The sequence below is a fragment of the Pedobacter endophyticus genome (assembly GCF_015679185.1).
In the GTDB taxonomy this organism is placed as follows: Bacteria; Bacteroidota; Bacteroidia; order Sphingobacteriales; family Sphingobacteriaceae; genus Pedobacter; species Pedobacter endophyticus.
Genome location: NZ_CP064939.1, coordinates 2,599,128 through 2,622,471, shown reverse-complemented (window position 1 = coordinate 2,622,471; position 23,344 = coordinate 2,599,128). Strand labels below are relative to the sequence as shown.

Sequence of the window (23,344 nt, the reverse complement as noted above, 5' to 3'; positions counted from 1 at the left end):
TTCCGTTTGTTAGAGTCGATACGTTTATGAAGTTTTCGAATTTGACGAACGGGTTCTAAAAAAGAAAAACCGACTCAAAGTCGGTTTAAATCTGTTTGGCTTTCTGTAAGCCGCTCTGTAGCCCGTAGGGGAATCGAACCCCTGTTTCCAGAATGAAAATCTGGCGTCCTCACCCCTAGACGAACGGGCCATTTTTTTTCAGTCCTTAGTCTCGAGTTCTCAGTCTTGAGTCGTAACGACTATTGACTTAGGACTAACTGACTTCAGACTCTTTTTAGTAGCGGGGACACGACTCGAACGTGCGACCTTCGGGTTATGAGCCCGACGAGCTACCAACTGCTCCACCCCGCATTATATACAACTCGTTTTTCATTTGAATTAAATCCTTAACTCTCTTTCCGAATTGGAATGCAAAGATATAATTCGTTTCTTTGTGCTGCAAATTTATTTTAAAAAATATTTCAATGGCGCATAAAGCAGGTTTTGTTAGTATTATTGGTAAACCCAACGTTGGAAAATCAACACTCATGAATGTACTTGTAGGTGAGCGGCTTAGCATTATTACGCCGAAGGCCCAAACCACAAGACACCGCATTTTGGGTATCGTAAATGAAGAAGATTATCAGATCGTTTTCTCAGACACTCCCGGAATTATTAAGCCAAAATACTCTTTACAAGAGAGTATGATGAGCTTTGTAAACGGTTCGTTAACGGATGCTGATGTACTTTTATTTGTAACTGACATAAATGAGGAATATGATGAGGATGACGTTTTGGAGAAAATTCTCGATCGCGACATTCCAACAATTGTTCTGATCAACAAAATAGATAAGGCATTGCAGGAAAAGGTGGACGAGAAAATTGCTTATTGGCAAGAAAAGTTAAATCCGGTTTCCATTTATGCAATTTCTGCACTTCACAACCACAATGTTGAGGGGATTTTGGATCAGGTGTTATCGATTTTGCCAGAGCATCCGGCGTATTACGATAAAGAAGAGCTGACCGATCGCTCCGAAAGGTTTTTCATTTCGGAAATAATCCGCGAAAAGATTTTTCTGAACTACCAGAAAGAAATCCCTTACAGCACCGAGGTAATTGTAAAAAGCTTTAAGGAAGAGCCGCTTAAAAACGGCAAGGGACAAATGATCCGAATCAGCGCCGAAATTGTGGTTGAACGCGACTCGCAAAAAAACATTTTGATTGGCACGGGTGGCAGCATGCTTAAAAAAGTTGGTACTGAGGCCCGTATCGAAGCCGAAAAGTTTTTGGATAGCAAAGTTTTTTTAGAGCTCTTTGTTAAGGTTATTCCCGATTGGAGAAGCAAAAAGAACTATTTAAAAAGTTTTGGCTACGATAACTAATCCCTAACAATATGAAAAAAGTCTTTACCGTTGTTCTACTGTTTATGGCTGCCATCAGTTCTGCGCAAGAATCTAATAATGGCAAAAAACTATGGGCGAAGTCAATTTTGAACGAGAAGGCACCGGAGTTGATTGTTGAGCAGTGGGTTTCGAAACAGCCCGATACCGAAGGCAAGTTTGTACTGATCGATTTTTGGGCAACCTGGTGTGGCCCCTGCAGGGCTTATATCCCTACGTTGAATAACCTGCAAGAGAAATATGCCGACAAAATCGCAATCATTGGCATATCTGATGAAACTGCAGCCAAGGTGCAAGCCTTTGATAACCCTAAAATAAAATATTTCGAAGCGATTGACACCAAAGGCGTTACCAAGAATATGCTGCAGGTTAAAGGCATTCCACATGCCATATTAATCGATCCCAATGGAATAGTTAGATGGGAGGGTTTCCCTTTGCTGGAAGGTAACGAACTGACCGATAAAGTGATAAAAGACCTTTTAGAAAAGTATAAAAAATAATATAAATTAAGGTTACAAAAAATAACCGTACCTTTGCAGCCCGAAATAATTCGGTTAGTAGTTGATAGTCAATGGCTCATTGCCAAATAGTTTATGCTTGTTGCTAAACATCCCGACCATTAACTATAAGCATTAATTATCAATACTACACAACATGAGTAATATTATAGCCATCGTAGGCAGACCAAACGTAGGTAAGAGCACCCTTTTTAACAGGTTAACAGAAAGCCGTAAAGCTATTGTTGATGATATGAGCGGTGTAACCCGAGATAGGCATTATGGGGTTGGCGAATGGACCGATAAGCAATTTACGGTGATTGATACGGGTGGATATGTGGCAAACTCGGAGGATGTTTACGAGGCAGCTATTCGTGAGCAAGTAATGATCGCCATTGAAGAAGCCAGTGTGCTTGTTTTTATGGTCGATGTAACTACCGGCATTACCGATTTAGATGATGATATTGCGCAGGTATTACGCCGCAGCAACAAGCCCGTTTTTGTTTGTGCAAATAAAGTAGATAATACCGCCCTTTACAACGAAATTCATACCTTTTATAGCTTCGGCCTTGGCGAAGTATTTCCACTTTCGTCGATGACGGGTTCTGGAACGGGCGAGTTGTTGGATGAAGTGGTCAAAAATTTTGAGGATGAGCCAGAAGAGGAAAATCAGTTGCCAAAAATTACCATTGCCGGAAGGCCCAATGTAGGTAAATCGTCGCTGGTAAACGCACTCATTGGTAAGGAACGGAACATTGTAACCGCAAATGCTGGCACAACCCGCGATTCGATCAAAATTCACTACAACCAGTTCGGGCATGAGTTTATGCTGATTGATACTGCGGGGCTTAGAAAAAAGACGAAAGTAAAGGAAAATTTAGAGTTTTACTCAGTAATGCGTACCATTAAGGCGCTTGAAGAAGCTGATGTGGTAGTGCTTATGATCGATGCCCAGGATGGGATCGAAAGTCAGGACATCAACATCTTCCATTTGGCCGAAAAGAACAAAAAAGGTATCGTAATATTGGTGAACAAATGGGATATGATCGAAAAGAATACCCACACCATGAAAGCAGTTGAAGAGCAGATTAAAGAGCGTATTAAGCCTTTTACCGATGTGCCGATCATCTTTACTTCTGTTTTAAATAAACAACGGATCTTTAAAGCAATAGAGGCCGCTTTAGAGGTTTACCACAATCGCAGTAAAAAAATCCCAACGTCTAAATTAAACGATGTAATGTTGCCGCTGATTGAGAAATTTCCACCGCCGGCATTGAAAGGTAAGCACATTAAGATCAAATACATTACCCAAATTAATGGCACCTCGCCAATGTTTGCATTCTTCTGTAATTTGCCGCAATACATTAAAGACCCATATAAGCGTTTTATCGAAAATAAACTGCGAGAAAGCTTTGACTTTGCTGGTGCACCAATCCAGATTTTCTTCAGACAAAAGTAAGCCGAAGTTAGCGGTAATTGATTGGTTAAGAGATGTCAAGCTTTAAAAGCTTGACATCTCTTTTTGGTTTTACAGCATTCTATTTTCATCGCTTTTTAGAGGAACAGACGAGTTGGGATGACAGGTTTTTCACCGAGTAATCATTGCCCCAAAAGGGCTATGCTGTAGCGAGGCCGGCCTGTGCCTTTCGGCTTGAGCTTGTATTGAGCGTAGTCGAAATGCTCAAGATAAACTCAGCCAAAGCAATCTGTTTACGATAGAGATTGCTTCAATCGATGAAAAATCGATTTCGCAAAGACGGAACTGGAACGTCAGTGGTAGCGCTGCCCGATCCAACGGGTAGGCAACGACGGTGCAACTTCTCCTCAGTCCGAAAGCTGGCACTAAACTTTATAAAATCTCTGTTCACCTTCCTCTCGCAGCACAAAAATACCCTTACCTTTGCTTCATGCAATTAAAAGTACAAAATAGCAGGGCAGCTGACATTGATACTATTTTCGAGTTTTACGACATGGCTATTGCGCATCAAAAAAAGGTGTTTAACAAACATTGGCAGGGCTTTAGTCGGGCGCTTGTAGAAACTGAGATTGCCGAGAACAGGCAATATAAAATTTTGGTCGATGGAGTGGCGGCTTGTGTATTTGCAGTTACATTTAACGATGAGTTGATTTGGGGAGCGCGTGATCATGATTTGATTTATATCCACCGAATTGTAACTCATCCCGAGTTTAGGGGATATTCTTTTGTAAAGGAAATTATCAAATGGGCCAGAGACTTCGCCCGAAAAAACGATATCAAATTTATCAGAATGGACACCTGGGCGGATAATGAAAAGCTCTTAGCATATTACACCAGCTGCGGCTTTGATTATGTTGGGGTAGTTACAATGGAAAAAACGGAAGGGCTGCCGAAACACTATGAAGGAATTAGCTTAAGTCTGTTTGAAATTGCGCTTTAACAGCCCGAATTATTTCGGCGTTTTGATAAAAGCGAGTTTGGTTACTTTTTCTCCCTCAACAGCTTTTGGGTATAAGCTAACGATTCCCTATTTCCCCAGGCATCGTGTCCTGTAACAACAAACTTCGTGTCGGGGTATTTTTGCTTTAACTTTTCAATGCTTTTTGGCCATGCAGCTAAGTCCGACTCTGCAATATAACCCAAATCCGTTGCCCTGGTGCTTTTTATCAGGCAACCCCCAAATAAGACCTTATCTTTTGGAAACCAAATGGTCAGATTATCTTTTGTATGCCCCTTACCCGCGTAGTAAGTGTTTATTTTATACTGGCCTACAGTAAAAGTAGTATCGTTGGCAAAAGTATGAGCTGCACGAGGCGCTTTGCTGGCTTTCAGAATTTCGTCGGTCAATTTGCTCGTGTATGTGCTTATGCCCTTACTTTTAAAAAATGCCAGGCCACCAGCCCGGTCGCCGTGCGAATGTGTGGCAATGGCCAATACTACTTTTTGATGGTGTCTGGCTTGAATGGAATCTAAAAACGGCTCGAACTGCGTGGCATCCCACGGCGCATCAATCACCACAACGCCTTTATTGGTAACCAGATACACCGCATTGGCATCGGTTACAGCGCCTTTATAGGTATTGTATGTGGTGTAGGTGTACAAATCGCCTGTTAAATGTTTGATTTTTATTTTAGGGTTTTGCGAGAAAGAAACAAGACTGGATAAACAAAGTAAAAAAGAAAAAAGGTAGTGCATGGCATTAAGTTTAACGGTTGGGGCTAAAAAAATAAAAAATGATTGCTTTTAATGCAAACGAACACAAGGGATTTAAATTACTTCAATTCGATTTTCCAGGTCATCATTCCATCAACATCGCCAAGATAGATAAAGTTGTTTTTTTGTAATATGGCGTACGACGCAGTGTTTTCTTTCTCAGTTGAGGCGAAAACAGACTTAACCTCCGGCTGCTCCCTTGCCCAGTCGAGCAATCGGCCTACGGCTTCCGTCATAAATCCCCTTCCACGAAATTCTTCATAAGTGGTGTAACCAATTTCTATTTCGCCGTTTGAATCGGGTTCGCCAACAAAACAAATGTCGCCAACTATTTTCCGATCCGGCTTAGCTATAATCGCCCACAAGGTATGGTAAAAGTAATCGTGATCATTGCTTAACACCCCGGGCAAAATGCTCTTCTTTAGCGCATTTTGTAACGATGGCGAAATATGCTTCATGCTACGCAAAAGACCGAATTCTTCTTCCAGCGAATTGTCGTCATTAATGTACTTTGCCAGCTGGTTATGCGTAAGCGGTCTTAAAATGAGCTTTTCTGTTTCTATCATATCTCGAAAGACTTCGCAATGGCCTTTTTCGTGCTAATAAACTCTGATTACTTGTCCCGTGGCTATACCTAGAACGCTTTTCTTAAATGCGCTAACCACCCTGTCCATTGCAACGGGCGTTTCGCCTGGAAAAGAATCGAAATAAGCTGGCGAATCTTCAACAACGTTGGGGCTTACCACATTCAGGCGCACATTGTTTGTTAGCTCGGCCGCCGCCGCCATAACAAATGCATTAAGGCCGCCATTTGCAGCGCTCAGGGCCGACCCGGCAGCAAATGGGTAATCGGCCAATATGCCCGATGTTAACGTGAATGAGCCACCCTTGTTAATGTAGTGCTGGCCGATAAGTACCAGGTTTACCTGACCTAACAACTTATCTAACAAACCGGTTTTAAACGCCTCGCCGGTCATTTCGTTTAAGGGCAAAAATGGGCCCTTCCCGCTGGTGCTAATCAGGGCATCGAATGCGCCAACTTGTTCAAACATTGCCTTTATCGATGTTTCGTTGGTAATGTCGATTTGTATGTCGCCCTGTGTATTGCCTACCCGAACAACTTCATGTTCTTTGGCAAAGGCTTCAGTCACCCTTTTTCCCAGTGTTCCGGTTGCGCCAACAATAATTATTTTCATATTTATTTCTATTGATTAGCTGTGATGAAAAACAATTTTGGATTGATATTTTGTGGCTTCGATGTTGATACAAGATGCTAGACGAAGGCATTCTGCGTTTTACCAGCGCAGCCAAAAGCTAAACCTCCATGCGCCCGCCAAAAAAAAGATAAACCCGGCGCTATTGCAGGTTAAGAAGCGCTTGCTTTACTGCGTTATCTGTTTGATTTACTGCTTTATAATAGCCAACATCGCCCATATAATATCTACAAAGTAGCGCTTTTAAATCGTTTAAAATTACACTCCTGGCACTGTACAATTGGTAGCGGTCTATCGGCATGTTTTTGCGTTGAATAAAACCGATAAAATCTTTAAAATCATTATCGCCTAAAACAAAAGTATTCACATTTTGCTCAACAAAGCTTGCGCTGTATTTGCTAGTTAGTACATTAAAAACATAATCGGAGAGTACTTTTTTGCTCACCAGGTTTGCATAGAATTTATTGTAGCCCATGGTATCGAGCTTTACAAAAATATCGGGCTGAATACCACCACTTGGTTTTATTTTGTTGTTACGTTGAATGTTAACGCCCTCTGTTTTCTCTACCGAATCTTGAAATGAGTTATGATCGCCGGTAAGCTCTCCGTTTATCATCCTTTCATCAAGCTCATGCTTGTAAACATCGTAGCCTTTTTTGTAAGATTTTTGGATGCTTTTGCCCGATGGCGTGTAATATCGTGCAATGGTTAAGTTAAGTGCCGAACCATCGCCAAAGGCAAATTGCTCTTGCACCAAGCCCTTTCCAAACGATCGGCGGCCAACAATAATGCCCCTGCCCAAATCCTGTATTGCGCCCGCAACAATTTCACTTGCCGAGGCGGTGTTTTCATTAATGAGTATGGCCAATTTGCCGGTTTGAAAAGTTCCGGTACCAGTAGAAAAGTAGTCGGTGCGTGGCTCGTGCTTGCCCTGGGTATAAACAATCAATTTGTTCTCGGGCAAAAACTGGTCGGCTAAACCTGTAGCTGCAGAAAAATACCCACCGCCATTATCGCGTAAATCGAGAATGAGCTTTTTCATTCCCCTTGCTTTTAAACTATTGGCGGCACTCGAAAAGTCGTTATCTGTATTCGCACCAAATTTACTGATGCGGATGTAGCCTGTTTCATTATTGATCATATAGGCCGCATCAATACTGCTGATGTTTACCTTGCCCCGTGTTACCATTAAGCGGCTGGGCGCCTGGGCGCCGTTATGAATGAGGCTTACACTTACGCCGCTACCGGCCTTGCCTCTAAAACGGCCCGTTAACTGCTCTTTTGGTAGGTTTCTGCCACTTACTACAAATGTATCTATGCTAATAATCTTATCGCCAAGTTTTATTCCTGCTTGCGATGCCGGCCCGTCTTTAACAACGCCGGTAACCATCATTGTATCATTAAGCATGTAATATTCTATACCAACGCCCTCAAAATTCCCTTCCAGGTTATCGGTCATGTCTTGTGCATCGGTAGGGGGCAGGTAAACACTATGCGGGTCAAGCTGATGCAAAACGCTGTCAATTGGCAGGTTTTGTAAAGAGTCGGTGTTAATGTCATCTACATAGTTTTTGTTGATGATATGGAGAATCTCCTCGAGTTTGCCATCGCTGTTGCTGGCCAGCTGTGGACTTCGTTTAACGCCAAAACCCTGGTCTTTGATGAATTTAATACCTAATACCATGCCCACTATTAAAATTACAGAATAGCTTAAGGCAATGAGTATATTATTACGGGTATTTTTTTTCATCGGCGTTGATGCAAATTTATGAAAATAAGTGGGTTGCTTATATTTTAACTGCACATTTATGTCTTTTGTTTATAATTTTTAACATAAATTAACCGCCGAAATCGCGGCTCAGAATTTTGTGGTGCACAATTTTGAGTTTTTAAGATTGTTTTTAAAAGAATTTACCGAATTTTATCAAAATTAAATTTATGAACAGAGTAACCGAGCAAGAATCAAATTATAACGACATTGAGCAAATGTCGGTTTTAGAGGTTTTGCAGGGCATTAATAACGAAGACAAGACTGTAGCTTATGCCGTTGAGAAATCATTGCCTCAAATAGAGCGATTAACTTCGGCGGTGGCCGATAGAATGAAAAAAGGCGGGCGTCTTTTTTACATTGGCGCAGGCACAAGTGGCCGTTTAGGAGTAGTTGATGCCTCCGAATGTCCGCCAACCTATGGCGTTCCGTTTGACTGGGTAGTTGGAATTATTGCAGGTGGCGATACCGCCATTAGAAAAGCAGTAGAATTTGCCGAAGATGATGCTGAGCAAGCCTGGAAAGATCTTCAGGAGTTTGATATCAATGAAAAAGATTGCCTTGTTGGATTAGCTGCATCGGGCACCACACCTTACGTAATTGGTGGCTTAAACACTGCCCGTAAACATGGCATTTTAACGGGTTGTATCGTTTGCAATACCGGAGGACCAATTGCGGCCGAGTCTGATTTCCCTGTTGAAGTGGTTGTAGGACCTGAATTTATTACAGGATCTACAAGAATGAAATCGGGAACGGCACAGAAATTGGTTTTAAACATGCTGAGTACCACTGTAATGGTGCAGTTGGGTCGCGTGGTTGGCAATAAAATGGTCGATATGCAGTTAACAAATAATAAACTGGTTGATCGCGGCACACAAATGGTAGCTGATGAACTGAATATTGGGTACGATGAGGCAGCTGATCTGTTAAACCAATACGGAAGTGTGCGTAAAGCGGTGGAAGCCGGGCAACATTAAATTAATTTACGATTGTACAATTACGATTTTAGATTTCCGCAATTCATCAATCCAACATCATCCTTATGCACGAAATAGAGCCATATTACCAATGGAGAGATGATTACACCTCTTCTGAAGATGAACGTTCGCCATTTTATAATATCGAATATTCTGAACTTTATTTCGATAAGCAGATCTATAACTTCCTGCTGCATCCACAATGGGACGAATTTGGATCGAACACCTTGTATTTGAAAGTGCTTTTTGCAGATTACGATCGGGGATATGCGATTATTGAATTTATAGGAGAATGGAACGATGCCATAAATAACGATATTATGTTGCTGAAACGCGATATACTGGAGCTAATGATAGACGAAGGGATTACCAAGTTTATATTGATTGGCGAAAATGTACTTAATTTTCACGCTTCAGATGATAGTTACTACGAAGAATGGTTTCAGGAGATCGAAGAAGGCTGGATTGTAGGTATTAATTTTCAGGAGCACGTAATTTCAGAATTCAGGGATAACAACATCGATTATTTCATCAATTTTGGAGGCGCCTTTGATCATCTGCCCTGGAGAACCTTGAAACCCGTGCAGATCTTTAAAAAAGTTGAAGAACTATTGACAAAAAGATTAAACTAATTTTTTTATCTTTATAAGATTTAATACACAATAAAAAAATGGATCAACAAAATTATCAATATCAAAACAACAGTGTTTTCGTACAAGAAAATTCTGTTTCGAGAAAATTCTTTGCCAACGTTTTCTTATGGATGTTTGTGGCATTAAGTTTATCAACCGCTGCCGCTTATGTTTTTGGAACTAATGAGCAATTAATGCAATACCTTTTAACCATTAATCCATCTACAGGGAAAGTTGGTATGTCAATTTTCGGCTACATAGCTATGTTTGCTCCACTAGGTTTAGTCCTTTTAATGGGATTTGGCCTCAGCCGATTGTCATTGCCTGCTTTAATAGGTGTTTTTGTACTTTATTCTGTATTAACAGGAGTTAGTTTAAGTTTTATATTGCTTACCTATACCTCGGGTTCTATCGTAAGTTGTTTTGCCGGTGCCGCAGGAATATTTGGAATTATGGCCTTTATGGGATATACCACCAATATTGATTTAAGTAAGTTTGGCCCGATTTTAATGGTTGGCGTAATTGGCTTGGTTATCGCAAGTGTAATAAATTTCTTTATTCAAAGCGAACAGTTCAGCTTGTTTATGGCCTATATTGGTATTGCCATTTTTACAGCTTTAACAGCTTACGATGTGCAAAAGATTAAGCGAATTGGTCAGGGAATTGAAGCTAGTGGCGAGCAAGTGCTTCAGGTAGAATCTAAAAAAATGGCTATTGTTGCTGCTTTATCGTTATATCTTGATTTCTTAAATATCTTTTTATTCCTTTTACGCATCTTCGGAAGCAGAAAGTAATCAAAGTAACAAAACAGTATTTCAAAGGCCACGCAATTTGCGTGGCCTTTGTGTTTTTGGGGGATCGGCTAGTGGATCCGCTAATCAGATTTGTAATCCTGACTCGTCTAGCTCTGGATTTTAAATCCAGCGTTATTTGGGTCGAGATTGGAAATCTCGACCAGCACAGGTAAGCTCGACGGGTGTCATCCGATAGCTATCGGATCTGAGCCTTTCGACTTGAGCTTGTATTGAGCGTAGTCGAAATGCTCAAGATAAACTCAGTCGAAGACCCTTTCTGTAGGAAAAAACAAATAAACATCGCCCTTCGACTAAGCCTGTATTGAGTCTTTCGTCTACGCTCAAGATAAACTCCAGCTGAAATGCTCAGGGTGACAATGTTTTTTGTTTTTTCCTTAACTAAACGACGTTGGGCGGGCGCTCGAAATGACGGGTCGATGGGCCTAAGCTCCCTGGTAAACAAAACAATATTTCAAACGTTGCACAGTTTTGCACGGCCTTTGTAATTTTATTTGGCTAGCGACCGATAATTTTTGGAATTGATGTTGCTTTGTTGCATTTTTGTGTGCTTATTAAGAAAGACGGAGGGATTAGACCCAACGAAGTCTTAGCAACCTGTGCCACACAAGGTGCTAAATTCTATTCTGCAAATAGCGGGAACAGATAAGTTTAGGATTACGATTCTCGTACCAACTTTTTAAATAAGCATTTTTGAGGGGAGATTTGAGACAATAGATTTGAGATTGAGACGGTTATGCGTCTACTCCAATCTTGTAATGACTGTTTCCAATCTCACATGATTTGAGACAATAGATATGGAACTTGCTTCTCTTATCTCACATCTCATATCTCACATCTAAAAAATCAAATGAGTATAAGAGAAGAATTAGAAAAGCGTATTTTAGTAATTGATGGTGCAATGGGCACTATGATTCAACGCTATACTTTAACAGAAGAAGATTTTAGGGGCGAAAGGTTTAAAAATCATCCATGCGATGTGAAGGGCAATAATGATTTGCTCAACATTACACGTCCTGATATTATCAAGGCGATACATCTTGAATATTTAGCGGCAGGTGCTGATATTATCGAAACCAATACCTTCAGTACGCAAAGAATTTCGATGGCTGATTACCAAATGGAAGATCTTTCTTACGAACTCAGCTACGAAGGCGCTCGTGTTGCCAAAGAGGCGGCTACGGAATTTATGGCGGCCAATCCGGATAGAAAATGCTTTGTAGCAGGTGCGATAGGCCCAACCAACCGCACGCTGTCCATGTCGCCAAATGTAAACGATCCCGGTTTTAGGGCGGTTTATTTCGACGAGCTTGAGGCCGCTTATTACGAGCAGGTTCGCGGCCTGGTAGATGGGGGTTCCGATGTGCTGTTAATCGAAACAATTTTCGATACGCTGAATGCCAAAGTGGCCATTGTTGCCATAAAAAAATATGAAGAGGTAATCGGAAGAAAACTTGAGATCATGATTTCAGGAACCATTACCGATGCGTCTGGTAGAACCTTGTCTGGCCAAACTGCAGAGGCTTTTTTAAACTCTGTAATGCACGCTAAACCCTTAAGTATTGGTTTTAACTGTGCCTTGGGTGCAAAAGAAATGCGCCCACATATTGAAGAACTGGCTGCAAAAGCGGGCTGTTATGTATCGGCCTATCCAAATGCAGGCTTACCAAACGAGTTCGGTGCCTACGATGAACAACCGCATGAAACCGCTCATCTGGTTGATGATTTTATCGCTTCCGGATTTGTGAATATTGTCGGCGGCTGCTGCGGTACCACCCCAGAGCATATTGGTTGTATCGCCAATAACGCCAAAAAAGCGGCGCCAAGAAAGTTGCCAACTATAGAGCCATACATGAGGTTGAGCGGCCTTGAGCCCGTAACCATTAAGCCCGACAGCATTTTTGTGAACGTTGGAGAGCGAACGAACATCACCGGATCGCCCAAGTTTTCTAAGCTTATTTTAAGCGGCGATTATGAAGCGGCACTTGCCGTGGCCTTACAACAAGTAGAGGGAGGCGCACAGATTATCGATGTGAACATGGATGAGGGGATGCTCGATTCGGAAGCCGCTATGACTAAGTTTTTAAACTTAATTGCTTCCGAGCCGGATATTGCCAAGCTACCCATCATGGTCGACTCCTCTAAGTGGTCGGTGATTGAAAACGGCTTAAAATGTTTGCAGGGAAAAGGGATCGTAAACTCTATTTCGTTAAAAGAAGGCGAAGAAAAGTTCCGTGAGAGTGCCCGCAAAATTATGCAATACGGCGCAGCAGTTGTGGTAATGGCGTTTGATGAGCAAGGGCAGGCAGACAACTATCAACGAAGGATAGAAATCTGTAAACGCAGCTACGATATTTTAGTAAATGAAATTGGTTTCCCGCCAGAAGACATTATATTCGATCCGAACATCTTAACCGTTGCCACCGGACTGGAGGAGCATAATAACTATGCTGTCGACTTTATTAACGCCACCCGTTGGATTAAAGAAAACCTGCCTCACGCGAAAGTGAGTGGTGGCGTTTCCAACATATCATTCTCTTTTAGGGGAAATAATGTGGTTCGCGAAGCGATGCACTCCGCATTTCTTTACCATGCTATCCGGGCAGGTTTAGATATGGGCATTGTAAATGCCGGAATGTTAGAGGTTTATCAGGAAATTCCGCCCGAGCTTTTGGAGCGGGTTGAAGATGTACTGCTGAATCGCAGAGATGATGCAACCGAACGTTTGGTTGAATATGCCGAAACGGTAAAATCCAAAGGAAAAGAAATTGTTAAAGATGAACAATGGCGAAAAGGCACCGTTGAAGAAAGATTATCCCATTCGCTGGTAAAGGGTTTGGTGGAGTATTTAGACGACGATGTGGAAGAAGCACGCCAGAAATATGCCCGGCCTATTCAGGTAATTGAAGGCCCATTGATGGATGGTATGAACATCGTTGGCGATTTATTTGGCGCTGGCAAAATGTTCCTGCCCCAAGTGGTAAAATCGGCCCGTGTAATGAAAAAGGCCGTGGCTTACCTGCTTCCTTTCATCGAACAAGAAAAGTTAGACAACCCCGATCAGGATCAAAATTCATCCGCAGGGAAAGTGCTGATGGCTACAGTAAAAGGTGATGTTCATGATATCGGAAAAAATATCGTAGGCGTAGTGCTTGCCTGTAACAACTTCGAGATTGTAGATATGGGCGTGATGGTTCCTGCGCAAGATATCATCAAAAAAGCCAAAGAAATTAATGCCGATATTATTGGTTTAAGCGGATTAATTACGCCATCGCTGGATGAAATGGTTCATTTTGCCAAGGAAATGGAACGCGAAGGCTTCACCATACCGTTAATTATTGGCGGCGCAACCACATCCCGCATTCATGCCGCCGTAAAAGTGGCGCCAAATTATTCAGGTCCCGCTATACACGTTTTGGATGCATCGAGAAGTGTAACCGTTTGCAGCACCTTGATGAACCCTGAAACGAAAGGCGATTATGTTGCCGGAATTAAGGCCGAGTACGAAAAAGCACGAGAGGCGCATTTAAACAAACGGTCTGATAAGCGTTTTAAAACGATTGACGAAGCCCGCGAAAACAAATTTAAGATCGATTTCGATCGAAACCTTCCTGTTCCGGAATTTACAGGAACACGGGTTTTTGATAACTATCCTTTAGAAGAATTGGTGCCTTATATCGATTGGACACCGTTTTTCCACACCTGGGAACTTCGCGGAAGCTACCCTAAAATATTCGATGATAAGAACGTTGGCGATGAGGCTAAAAAGCTTTTCGACGATGCACAAACCTTGCTGAAACGGATTTTGGATGAAAAATTATTGACCGCCAGGGGCGTTATTGGTTTTTGGCCAGCAAATTCGGTTGGAGACGACATTGAGTTGAGAGTTGGGAGTGTTGAGTTGGGAGATTCCAAACTCCAAGCTCCAAGCCCCAAGCTAACAACTATCCACACCCTCCGCCAGCAAGCAGAAAAAGTAGATGGGCAACCCTATTATGCGTTATCTGATTTCATTGCACCAAAAGAAAGCGGAATACAGGATTATTTCGGTGGTTTTGCCGTAACAACGGGCATCGGAATTGATGAGTTGGTGGCTGAATTTGAAGCAAACCACGACGATTATAATAGCATCATGGCAAAAGCCTTGGCCGATCGGTTGGCCGAAGCATTTGCTGAGCGGATGCACGAGCGGGTTCGTAAAGAATTTTGGGGTTATGCCAAAAATGAAAACCTCAATAATCAAGAATTAATCAAAGAAGAATACGCAGGGATTCGTCCGGCGCCAGGTTATCCAGCCTGTCCTGAGCATACCGAAAAGGGAACCTTGTTTGAATTGCTCGATGCGGAGAACCAAATTGGGCTTCGACTGACAGAAAGCTACGCCATGTATCCAACGGCTGCGGTAAGCGGATTTTATTTTGCGCATCCAGATTCAAGGTACTTTGGCCTGGGTAAAATTACAAAAGATCAGGTAGAGGATTATGCAGTGCGAAAGAACATGTCGATAGACGAAGTAGAAAGATGGCTTAGCCCCAATTTGGCCTATTAACGCTTGGCACCCGAAGAGGAAGATATGACTTTTGTCGGAGTTGTTGTCATCCGATAGCTATCGGAATGACAAAAGTTAAAGCTGGAAACGAAAAAAATATAAATTAAAAATGAAAGCCCTTTGAGGGGTTTGGGCACATGAAAATTACAGAACATATAAAGAACGCAAAAGGTAAAACCTTATTTTCATTCGAGTTATTGCCGCCGATAAAGGGCCAGAGTATTCAGTGGATTTATGATGCCATTGACCCATTATTGGAATTCAACCCGCCATTTATTGATGTAACATCTCTGCGTGAGGATTATATTTACAAAGAACAGGAAAATGGCTTGCTGCAAAAGGTTTCTTACCGCAAGCGCCCGGGAACCATTGCCATTTGTGCGGCTATTATTCATAAATACAAAATCGATGCAGTTCCACATTTAATTTGTGGGGGATTCACAAAAGAGGAGACTGAAAATGCATTAATCGATCTTCAGTTTTTGGGTATCGACAATGTTTTGGCCTTACGTGGCGACGCCAGGGCTGCGGATAACGCCTTTGTACCCACAAAAGGGGGACATTGCTACGCAACAGACCTTATTCAACATATAAAGAACCACAACAACGGGAAATTTTTGCACGAAGATGTAGAAACTTTCAAGAGCGATTTCTGTATTGGCGTTGCCGGATACCCCGAAAAACACTTCGAGGCACCTAATCTTAACGCAGATTTTAAATTTCTGAAAAAGAAAGTAGACATGGGCGCCGAGTTCATCGTTACGCAAATGTTTTTCGACAATCAGAAGTATTTCGATTTTGTTAAAAAATGCAGGGAAAATGATATCAACGTGCCGATAATTCCAGGTTTGAAGCCGATCAGCACGTTAACACAACTAAATGTGCTGCCTAAAATCTTCCACATCGATTTGCCGGACGAATTAACTGACGCGTTATCTTACGCCAAAAACAACGCCGAAGCAAGGGAAATAGGTACCCAAGCAATGATTAAACAATGTAAAGAGCTGATCGATTTTGGTGTGCCAGTATTGCATTTCTATACCATGGGTAAGCCAGAACAAACTAAACAGATTGCAAGGGCAATTTTTTAGGCGTTGCAAGAACAAATTGTTTTTTGGAGAAGTCAAGTTTTTAAAAACTTGACTTCTCTTGGTTTACGCCTTATTGGTTCAAAAATCCTTTTTTCTTTTTGACAGAACTTTAGCTATTCAGTTGATGTTTTTATAGCGATTTGGTTATATTTGTAATTAATGAAGTTCGAGAAGCTTAAATATATATTGATGATTTGCATTGCACTTGCCCTATTTTTTAAGGTGAGCAGTGCTTTATCGTATTTAGCTTTTTCGAAGGCAGATGTTGAGCATTCATTGCTTAATGACGATGCGACCGAAAAAGAAGAAAGAAAAGTGGAGACCGAATATTTTGCTCACAGTTTTTTAACCTTTGAAAGTGCATTTTATAGCCCTGAAACTTCGAAAAAAGTGGTGGTTCCAAGCCATCTTAGTCAATTGAATTATTTCCCCGAGGTATTAACACCTCCGCCATCCGTTTAAGCACATATTTTCTTCATTTATTCCTTTTATCCCACTGGGATTAACTCTTATTTTCAAAAATTTAAATTATATATACTATGAAACGAGCAATTTCATTTTCTTTTGCGGTATTTTTAATTGCCGCATCGCTAAAAATTAGTGCACAAGAAGTAACACAAACAAATGTAAAACCTGTAAACAATTCGCTTGAGATGGTTTCTAAGTTGGAGCCTGTTAGCTTCAATTATGATAAATCCTGGGCAAATAAATTGAAACTTCCGGTTACGGAGCAATATGGTTTTGTTGGGTCAGCTGCAAAAGCTTCGGTGCCGAGCCTGATCACCGTTCAAGCGAAAGATTACCCAACAGGGAAGAACGCATCGTCGTATGCAACAATTACCAAGGTTGATTATGAAAGTTTAATTCCCTTGCTGGTTGGCAGTATTAAAGAGCAGCAGCAGCAGATTGAAGACCTTAAGCGAGAAATAAGGTCGCTGAGGACAGAAAGGGCTAAGTAAACAAAAGGTCGAGCAATTTTTGCTCGACCTTTTGTTTTTTAATTACTGCATGGCTGCTGGTCGATTTGTAATTTCGACCTCCGAATCGTGGATTTCTAATCCACATTAACTCATCTCCAACAAATAACGCTTAAAACCGTCAAAATCAACATCCAATTGCTCAGCTTGCTTTGGCTTACCAGCTAAGGCGCTAACCTGTTCGGGGATTTCTATTTTAGCTGCGATATCTACAGGAAAAATGTCGGGAAATTTACAAGCATGGGCTGTTGATAAAAATACGGCGGCACTTTCATCTTCGGGGTTTTCGTTTCTAAATTGCTCAATCGCTAAATAGGCAATCGCTGTGTGGGGGCAAGCAACATAATCAAATTTCGAATCAATTTCTTTAATACCTGCAAGCGTTTCTTCGTCGTTGAAGCGGTAAGAAGTAACTATTTGTTTTAGTTCCTCAACGTTATTGTTAAAAAGATCCATAATACGAACCCAATTGCTTGGCGCACCTACATCCATCGCGTTGGAGTAAGTTTGGGTAGACGGTTTGGCTTCGTAAACGCCAGATGCTAAAAAGCGTGGAACGGTATCGTTGATGTTTGTTGCGGCAATAAACTGCTTCACTGGCAAACCCAATTTATAAGCCAATAAACCGGCGCCGATGTTTCCGAAATTGCCACTCGGCACAGAGAAGATCACATCGTTTAAACCCTGCCGCTTCAACTGCGCATAGGTATTAAAGTAGTAGAAAGTTTGTGGTATTAACCTCGAAATATTAATGGAATTGGCCGACGTTAAGCGGAATTTGGCATTTAGTTCGGCATCAGCAAAAGCCTGTTTCACTAAAGCCTGGCAATCATCAAAAGTACCTTTAACTTCAATTGCCCGAATGTTTTGTCCGTTGGTTGTTAACTGCAGTTCTTGTATCGGGCTTACCTTTCCTTCGGGGTAGAGAATGGTAACTCTTGTATTTGGTACCCCTAAAAATCCCAAAGCAACTGCCCCGCCGGTATCGCCAGAAGTGGCCACCAGAACATCGAGCAACTGTTCGCCATCTTTTAAGAAATAAGCCATCACGCGACTCATAAACCGTGCACCGAAATCCTTAAAGGCTAGCGACGGTCCGTGGAAAAGCTCAAGCGCAAAAGTCTTGTTATCGAGCTTCACCGCAGGGGCCTCAAAGTTAATTGCATCATCGATCAGCGCTTTCAAATCTTCCGCAGGAATTTCATCTTTTAAAAGGGCAGAAGCAACTTTATAAGCGATTTCAGGCAAGGAATAATTTTCGATATTTTCTATAAAATCCGCGTCGAGTTGAGGAATCTCAACAGGCATGTATAAGCCTTTATCTTGCGGCATGCTATTAAAAACTGCATCTTTAAAAGAAATGCGTAAATCTTTATTGTTGGTTGAATATAGTTTCATTTCAGGGTGTAAGGTTTGAGGTGTAAGGTTAGTTGCATAATATCATGCCTTAACCTTGTGATTTGCATCTTGTTTCCAAAATCTGGTGATATAATTTTATCGCAGGTGAAAGATTTAATGTTTGGGCGGTTTACCTTACGCCTTTTACCTTAAACCATCCGCCTTTCTACAAAACTCTCGGGCCTTCGGCATTAACCGACGAAACGTAAGCCTTGCTGTTGATATTTATTTTATGCAGATGCTGTTGTTGCGCCTTAGTGATCTTTTTGGCTGTGTCTTCATCTTTTGCAAGCGAAAAGACCGAGGGCCCAGAGCCTGAAATTCCGAAGCCGATTGCACCGTTTTCCATGGCAATGGTTCGCATCTCTTCGAAACCGGGAATAAGTATCGAGCGTGTGGGTTCTACAAGAACATCTTTCATGCTGCGGCCGATCAAATCAAAATCGTTCATAAAAAGTCCGCTTACCAAACCGGCAACGTTTCCAAGTTGTGTAACTGCATCTTTCAATAACACTTTGCTGCGAATCATTTGGCGGGCATCTTTTGTCGGCACATCCACCTCAGGATAAACAATTGCCGCGTACATTCCGGCAGGTGTTGGCAACGAGATTACATCAAGCGGTTCGTAACTTCTGATCAGTACAAAGCCTCCCAAAATTGCGGGGGCAACATTGTCTGCATGGCCATAGCCGCAGGCCAGTTCTTCGCCTTTCATAGCAAAAGGAACCAATTCTTTGGCGGTAAGTAAATCGCCCATTAATTTGTTAATGGCAAATAAACCCGCAACGGTACTGGCCGAACTCGATCCCAAGCCGCTGCCAATGGGCATTTTTTTATGCAATTCGATTTCAACACCAACATCAGTGCGGTTAATGTGTTGCAGGTAATGTTGCACACTTGCGCTTACTGTATTCTTTGCTGCATCCAACGGTAAGCGACCATCATCTCCGGTAATGCGCTTAATCATCACACCCGGCGTAGCGGTTAAACGCATTTCAACCTCGTCACCAGGCTCGTTCACAGCAAACCCCAATATATCGAAGCCACAAACCACATTGGCCACAGTGGCAGGGGCAAACACGCGGATACTATCCCCCAACCCCCCAGAGGCGGATTTTGAAAATCCAGCGGTTATATCTAAAGCATTAGCTCGGCTTAAATTAGTATTTGACATTTTATCTTATTTTTTACCTAGGGTCAAAACCTTTGGTTATGTTGTTGTTTGTAATATGGATTGTAAAGCCCCCTTCAGGGCGTTGCGAGGTTAGGCTATTGACTTTCGCTTTCAGCCTTAGTTTGTCAGCCTTCAGCTTTATTCTTTTAGCTTTCAGCTTTCAGCTTTCAGCTTTAGTCTTTTAGCTTTCAGCTTTAGTCTTTCAGCTTAGCGTACCCACGTTGATAATATCGGCAAAAACACCGGCAGCTGTAACTTCTGCCCCAGCTCCGGGACCTTTCACCACCAACGGACGAGATTTATACCGGTCGGTTGTAAACGAGATAATGTTGTCGCTTCCCGAAAGCATATAGAAAGGATGGCTGTCATCAACCATTTGCAGGCTAATTTCTACGTTCCCATCTTCCAGTTTGCCAATGTAGCGCAACACTTTTCCATCGCTTGTTGCTTTGTTTTTTAAGTCCTCAAAATAACTCGCATTTTTTTGTAACTCGGCATAAAAATCTTCTACCGATGTTGCCTTCAAACAAGCCTCGGGCAAAATATTGTCGATCTTCACATCTTTGGCTTCCAATGGATAACCCGCATCGCGGGCCAAAATCAGCATTTTACGCATAAAGTCCATGCCATTCAAATCGTCGCGTGGATCGGGTTCCGTGTAGCCAAGTTCTTGTGCTTCTTTAACCGTTTCGTAAAAGCCGGCTTCACCCTTAAAGTTATTAAAAATGTAAGAAATTGTTCCTGAAAGAATCGCCTCAATACGGGCCACCTTATCGCCGCTCATCATCAGTTCTTTTAGCGTACGGATAATCGGTAAGCCCGCACCAACGTTAGTTTCGTAGTAAAAATCGACACCAAACTTGCGGGCGGTATCTTTAAACGACTTGTACTGCGCAAAATCGGCCGAATTTCCTTTTTTATTACACGTAACTACCGAAATGCTGCTTTCAAAAATACCTTGGTAAAATTCGATGGGAGATTCAGAAGCCGTGTTGTCTACGAAAACACAGTTTGGCAAATTCATTGCTTTCATACGCTCTACAAAACCTGCTAAATCTGCCTGTTCGCCATTGGTGTTCAGGTCCGTTTCCCAATTGTCGAGCGATAAACCATCGGCCTCAAAAATCATTTTACGCGTATTGCTGATTCCGGCAACTTTCACCTGCAAATCGTTGTTTTCTGCAAGGAAAGGTCTTTGCTCTTTTAGTTGGTTAAACAATGTTTTGCCAATATTTCCCGTTCCCAAACAGAAAATGTTAAGTGTTCGTTTTAGATCGGTAAAAAACGCATCGTGAACTGCATTTACGGCTTTCGAAAGGTCGACTTTGCTGATGATAACCGAAATGTTGTATTCGGAAGATCCTTGTGCAATCGCCCTCACATTGATACCGTTTCTGCCCAGGGCGTTAAACAATCTGCCGCTCATGCCTGGCGTATGTTTCATGTTTTCGCCTACAATAGCCAACACCGCCAAATCCTTTTCTACTACCGGAAGTTCTAGCTTTTTGGCATCGAGTTCGAGTTCAAATTCCTTTTTTATCAATGCAATTGCGTCCTCCGCATCAGTTGGCTTAACGGCGAAAGTGATGCTATGCTCTGACGATGATTGAGTAATCAGTACAACGTTAATTTGCTCGCGGGAAAGGAGGGAGAATAAACGGCCGCTGAAGCCGGCCTTGCCCACCATTCCGCTACCAGTGAGGTTAATGATGCTAATGTGATCGATAGATGAGATACCCTTAATCGGCAAACTCGAAACTTTTACGTCACTTTTTATATAGGTTCCCGAAAAATCGGGTTTAAAGGTGTTTTTGATAACGATCGGGATTTTTTTCATGAAAGCCGGGATCATCGTTGGTGGATAAATCACCTTCGCCCCAAAATAGCTCAGTTCCATGGCCTCGGTGTAACTCAGCTCGGGTAATGAGAAAGCCTTTTTTACAATTCGCGGATCGGCGGTCATCATGCCATTTACATCCGTCCAGATTTCAATTTCCTCAGCGTTTAGCGCAGCGCCCCAAACCGCAGCAGTATAATCAGAACCGCCCCGGCCCAGCGTAGTTATGCGCCCTGACGCATTGCTGGCAATGAAACCTGTAACAAACAAAACCTTGCTTTTATTGGCCTCGTAAAAGTTGTTGATCAACATTTCAGTAAGTTTAGTGTCAACCTTTGCCTGGCCGAAGTTGCTGTCTGTCTTAATCAGTTCCGATCCATTTACATACATTGCTTCGCCAAATTGTTGAGAGGCAATGTGCGCAATCATAAATGATGAACAACGCTCGCCATAGCTTAAAATCTGATCTTTCGTTTGCAGGCTCAGTTCGCGGAGGTTGGTTACGGCCTGCAACAAATCTTCAAGTTCATTAAAAAAGATTTTCAAGCGGGTAAACACCGGGTTTTGTGCCGCAGCTGGTAAAAGCGAACGAATTACGGCAAAATGCTTGGCTTCAATTTCTTTTAAACTTGCGTCGTAATCTTCGCCCCGCTCTGCACTTTCGGCCATGTCGGTAAGCAAATTAGTTACGCCACTCATTGCCGATAATACAACTACCGGATTGCTCTGTAATTTTTCTTTGGCCACTATGTTTAGTAGCGTTTTAATGTTCTCGGCCGAACCTACGGATGTGCCGCCGAATTTTAATACTTTCATTAGTTTTTGGTTTTTAATGAAGCTTGCACCTTGCTTGTTAATTTGTGTATTTGCGCAGTTTCAATGGTTTTGGTTAAAAAAAAAGCGTCCCGATTTTCGTCGGGACGCTTTTTGTGTTTTTATGTTAATTCAATTTACAACAAATTAGCCCCGCTGGTTTATCCCGGTGGTAATAATAATGGTTGTAATAATTGAAGTATTAAAAGTCATTTTCTCTTGGTGTATTTTGTACACCGTAAAATAGCGGATAATTTTTCTTAATTGCAAACAATTTTAAAATTTAATTGAAAATTTTTAATAAAACGTTTAATCGTATGTAATAGCCGTATTTTCTGAACCGAGAACTAAGAATGATTATTCGTCTTTATGAGAAGTAACGACGCGAAAACCTATTTAATTGCGATCGACAAAAGATGTTCACGCCTGCTTAGGATTAACTTTTGCTCGGGAATTGTTGTCATTCTGAGCGCAGCGGAGAATCTCTAACCAAGCAGCCACAAAGAGAACATAAACCGCAAAACTCCAGTTTGGAATCCTATCGCCTATGGGTTATTTTATTGAACATTACAGCATGAGCAGCTAGTATCAACGTCCACTCATCCGCCTCATTGGTAGTTACGGCAGGTATTTCATCGCCTGGGGATTCTTCGTTACCTGTCCGTCCGGGTAGGCGGGCACTCAATGTCATTTAGTTAAGGATAAAATTATAGAACATTGTCACCCTGAGCGGAGTCGAAGGGCGGATGTTAATGGTTTTATCCAATAAAAAAGGTCTTCGACTCCGCTCAGACTGACACCCGTCGAGCTTGACTAAATGACATGAGCGGGCACTACCATTGACTTTATTTCCGTCTTTGCCCCAAAGGGGCTACTTCGTAGCGAAATCGATTTTTCATCGATTGAAGGAATCTCATTCGAGATATGTTTTATCAGAGTAGATTGCTTCGTGCCTCACAATGACGACCGACTTAGAACCGCCAGGCATATTGATTTTTCCTGAGAATTAAAACTCAGAATAACAGCGTTAATACCT

Annotated in this window: 19 protein-coding genes, 2 tRNA genes and 1 riboswitch; of the genes, 11 read left to right on the top strand and 10 right to left on the bottom strand. The window is 42.0% G+C overall.

All coding sequences use genetic code 11. The features are described 5' to 3' along the window. Positions 1–118 precede the first annotated feature (118 nt). A tRNA-Glu gene (locus IZT61_RS10535) sits at positions 119–190 on the bottom strand. Between the two features lie 88 nt (positions 191–278). Next, positions 279–351, bottom strand: a tRNA-Met gene (locus IZT61_RS10530). A gap of 113 nt (positions 352–464) precedes the next feature. Here IZT61_RS10530 and era point away from each other — a divergent pair. The 4 genes from era (at position 465) to IZT61_RS10510 (ending at position 4,293) form a co-directional block, all read left to right on the top strand. Further along, positions 465–1,361, top strand: coding sequence for a GTPase Era (era, locus tag IZT61_RS10525; RefSeq protein WP_196101089.1), 897 nt, complete (start codon positions 465–467; stop codon positions 1,359–1,361). 11 nt (positions 1,362–1,372) lie between these two features. After that, complete coding sequence (locus tag IZT61_RS10520; protein ID WP_196101088.1) at positions 1,373–1,879, top strand: TlpA family protein disulfide reductase; 507 nt, start codon at positions 1,373–1,375, stop codon at positions 1,877–1,879. A gap of 154 nt (positions 1,880–2,033) precedes the next feature. Further along, positions 2,034–3,335 (top strand): ribosome biogenesis GTPase Der, encoded by a 1,302-nt coding sequence (gene der, locus IZT61_RS10515; RefSeq protein ID WP_196101087.1) that lies wholly within the window; start codon positions 2,034–2,036, stop codon positions 3,333–3,335. Between the two features lie 448 nt (positions 3,336–3,783). Continuing rightward, a complete protein-coding gene (locus tag IZT61_RS10510) occupies positions 3,784–4,293 on the top strand; it encodes a GNAT family N-acetyltransferase (RefSeq protein WP_196101086.1) in 510 nt (169 codons plus the stop codon). Positions 4,294–4,334: 41 nt separating this feature from the next. Here the strand turns inward: IZT61_RS10510 and blaB1PEDO are convergent, their stop codons facing one another. The 4 genes from blaB1PEDO to IZT61_RS10490 form a co-directional block, all read right to left on the bottom strand. Further along, complete coding sequence (gene blaB1PEDO / locus IZT61_RS10505; RefSeq protein ID WP_196101085.1) at positions 4,335–5,048, bottom strand: PEDO-3 family subclass B1 metallo-beta-lactamase; 714 nt, start codon at positions 5,046–5,048, stop codon at positions 4,335–4,337. Between the two features lie 77 nt (positions 5,049–5,125). Beyond that, the gene (locus IZT61_RS10500; RefSeq protein WP_196101084.1) at positions 5,126–5,632 is read right to left on the bottom strand and encodes a GNAT family N-acetyltransferase; all 507 of its coding nucleotides are present in this window, start codon (positions 5,630–5,632) and stop codon (positions 5,126–5,128) included. Positions 5,633–5,665: 33 nt separating this feature from the next. Then, positions 5,666–6,262, bottom strand: coding sequence for a short chain dehydrogenase (locus IZT61_RS10495; RefSeq protein WP_196101083.1), 597 nt, complete (start codon positions 6,260–6,262; stop codon positions 5,666–5,668). A 160-nt stretch (positions 6,263–6,422) separates the two neighbouring features. Then, positions 6,423–8,030 carry a S41 family peptidase gene (locus tag IZT61_RS10490; RefSeq protein ID WP_196101082.1) on the bottom strand — a complete coding sequence of 536 codons (1,608 nt, stop codon included), beginning with the start codon at positions 8,028–8,030 and terminating at the stop codon, positions 6,423–6,425. A 188-nt stretch (positions 8,031–8,218) separates the two neighbouring features. Between IZT61_RS10490 and murQ the strand changes: the two genes are divergently transcribed. The 7 genes from murQ to IZT61_RS10455 all read left to right on the top strand — a co-directional run bounded on the left by murQ (position 8,219) and on the right by IZT61_RS10455 (position 17,068). Beyond that, complete coding sequence (gene murQ, locus IZT61_RS10485) at positions 8,219–9,025, top strand: N-acetylmuramic acid 6-phosphate etherase (protein ID WP_196101081.1); 807 nt, start codon at positions 8,219–8,221, stop codon at positions 9,023–9,025. 65 nt (positions 9,026–9,090) lie between these two features. Further along, positions 9,091–9,657 (top strand): hypothetical protein, encoded by a 567-nt coding sequence (locus IZT61_RS10480; protein WP_196101080.1) that lies wholly within the window; start codon positions 9,091–9,093, stop codon positions 9,655–9,657. 38 nt (positions 9,658–9,695) lie between these two features. Further along, positions 9,696–10,451 carry a Bax inhibitor-1/YccA family protein gene (locus IZT61_RS10475; protein WP_196101079.1) on the top strand — a complete coding sequence of 252 codons (756 nt, stop codon included), beginning with the start codon at positions 9,696–9,698 and terminating at the stop codon, positions 10,449–10,451. Between the two features lie 566 nt (positions 10,452–11,017). Further along, positions 11,018–11,121: riboswitch (SAM riboswitch) on the top strand. A gap of 198 nt (positions 11,122–11,319) precedes the next feature. Then, positions 11,320–15,018: a methionine synthase gene (gene metH, locus IZT61_RS10470; RefSeq protein WP_196101078.1), complete on the top strand. Its 3,699-nt coding sequence runs from the start codon at positions 11,320–11,322 to the stop codon at positions 15,016–15,018. A 137-nt stretch (positions 15,019–15,155) separates the two neighbouring features. Beyond that, positions 15,156–16,109: a methylenetetrahydrofolate reductase gene (locus tag IZT61_RS10465; RefSeq protein ID WP_196101077.1), complete on the top strand. Its 954-nt coding sequence runs from the start codon at positions 15,156–15,158 to the stop codon at positions 16,107–16,109. 159 nt (positions 16,110–16,268) lie between these two features. After that, the gene (locus IZT61_RS10460; protein ID WP_196101076.1) at positions 16,269–16,571 is read left to right on the top strand and encodes a hypothetical protein; all 303 of its coding nucleotides are present in this window, start codon (positions 16,269–16,271) and stop codon (positions 16,569–16,571) included. Between the two features lie 77 nt (positions 16,572–16,648). Further along, positions 16,649–17,068, top strand: a complete 420-nt coding sequence (locus tag IZT61_RS10455) for a tail fiber domain-containing protein (RefSeq protein ID WP_196101075.1) — start codon at positions 16,649–16,651, stop codon at positions 17,066–17,068. A gap of 105 nt (positions 17,069–17,173) precedes the next feature. On the opposite strand, the gene thrC is transcribed toward IZT61_RS10455, so the two are convergent. From thrC to IZT61_RS22430, 4 genes are all read right to left on the bottom strand, one after another. Continuing rightward, positions 17,174–18,484, bottom strand: a complete 1,311-nt coding sequence (gene thrC / locus IZT61_RS10450; protein WP_196101074.1) for a threonine synthase — start codon at positions 18,482–18,484, stop codon at positions 17,174–17,176. Between the two features lie 166 nt (positions 18,485–18,650). Then, positions 18,651–19,583 (bottom strand): homoserine kinase, encoded by a 933-nt coding sequence (locus IZT61_RS10445; protein WP_196101285.1) that lies wholly within the window; start codon positions 19,581–19,583, stop codon positions 18,651–18,653. Between the two features lie 277 nt (positions 19,584–19,860). Further along, on the bottom strand, positions 19,861–22,311 hold the full coding sequence (gene thrA, locus IZT61_RS10440) for a bifunctional aspartate kinase/homoserine dehydrogenase I (protein WP_196101073.1): 2,451 nt from the start codon (positions 22,309–22,311) through the stop codon (positions 19,861–19,863). A gap of 144 nt (positions 22,312–22,455) precedes the next feature. Continuing rightward, on the bottom strand, positions 22,456–22,578 hold the full coding sequence (locus tag IZT61_RS22430) for a hypothetical protein (RefSeq protein ID WP_262895717.1): 123 nt from the start codon (positions 22,576–22,578) through the stop codon (positions 22,456–22,458). Positions 22,579–23,344 lie beyond the last annotated feature (766 nt).